The 1349-nt window shown below is 57.0% G+C and carries 1 rRNA gene; it reads right to left on the reverse strand.

Annotated elements, in window-relative coordinates:
- Positions 1 to 1349 (reverse strand): 23S ribosomal RNA (locus G365_RS0119620); the annotation flags it as partial.

Genomic DNA, 1349 nt, shown 5'->3' on the forward strand with positions numbered 1-1349 from the left:
CTCGTCGAGCGATTTCCGACCGCTCTGAGCCAACCATCGCGCGCCTCCGTTACTCTTTGGGAGGCGACCGCCCCAGTCAAACTACCCGCCACGCAGGGTCCCGGTCCCGGATGACGGGACGCGGTTAGACAGCAAACATCGGAAGGGCGGTATTTCAAGGGTGGCTCCACCAGAGCTGGCGCCCTGGGTTCATAGCCTCCCGCCTATCCTACACATCTAATGCCTGATGCCACTGCGAAGCTGTAGTAAAGGTGCACGGGGTCTTTCCGTCTGACCGCGGGAACTCCGCATCTTCACGGAGAGTTCAATTTCGCTGAGTCGATGTTGGAGACAGTGGGGAAGTCGTTACGCCATTCGTGCAGGTCGGAACTTACCCGACAAGGAATTTCGCTACCTTAGGACCGTTATAGTTACGGCCGCCGTTTACCGGGGCTTCGATTCAGAGCTTGCACCCCTCCTCTTAACCTTCCGGCACCGGGCAGGCGTCAGACCCTATACGTCGTCTTGCGACTTCGCAGAGCCCTGTGTTTTTAGTAAACAGTCGCCACCCCCTGGTCTGTGCCCCTCACCCCTGGTTGCCCAAGGATGAGGCCCTCTTCTCCCGAAGTTACGAGGGTAATTTGCCTAGTTCCTTCAACATCGTTCTCTCAAGCGCCTTGGTATACTCTACCAGTCCACCTGTGTCGGTTTCGGGTACGGTCTCATGGTGGGGTTATTTCCTGGCCCTCTTTCGCTGCCCAAACCAATCCGATAAGGATGGACAACTTACAGAGGGCGTCACCTCCACCTGGCCCACGAATATTAACGTGGTTCCCATCGACTACGCCTTTCGGCCTCGCCTTAGGGGCCGGCTTACCCTGCGCGGATTAGCCTTGCGCAGGAACCCTTGGACTTTCGGCGACAGTGTTTCTCACACTGTTTGTCGCTACTCATGTCAGCATTCTCACTTCTGATACCTCCAGCATGCCTCACGGCACACCTTCACAGGCCTACAGAACGCTCCGCTACCACGCACTCACGTATGAGTGCATCCGCAGCTTCGGTGCATGGCTTTAGCCCCGGTACATCTTCGGCGCAGGACAGCTTAATTAGACCAGTGAGCTGTTACGCTTTCTTTAAAGGATGGCTGCTTCTAAGCCAACCTCCTGGTTGTTTTGGCCGTCCCACATCCTTTCCCACTTAGCCATGACTTGGGGACCTTAGCTGGCGGTCTGGGCTGTTTCCCTCTTGACCACGGACCTTAGCACCCGTGGTCTGTCTGCTGGATAGTACTCCTCGGTATTCGGAGTTTGGTTCGAGTTGGTAAGGCTCGCGCCCCCCGTCCCGATCCAGTGCTCTACCCCCGAGGG

This window comes from Novispirillum itersonii subsp. itersonii ATCC 12639, assembly GCF_000381985.1.
GTDB lineage: Bacteria > Pseudomonadota > Alphaproteobacteria > Rhodospirillales > Rhodospirillaceae > Novispirillum > Novispirillum itersonii.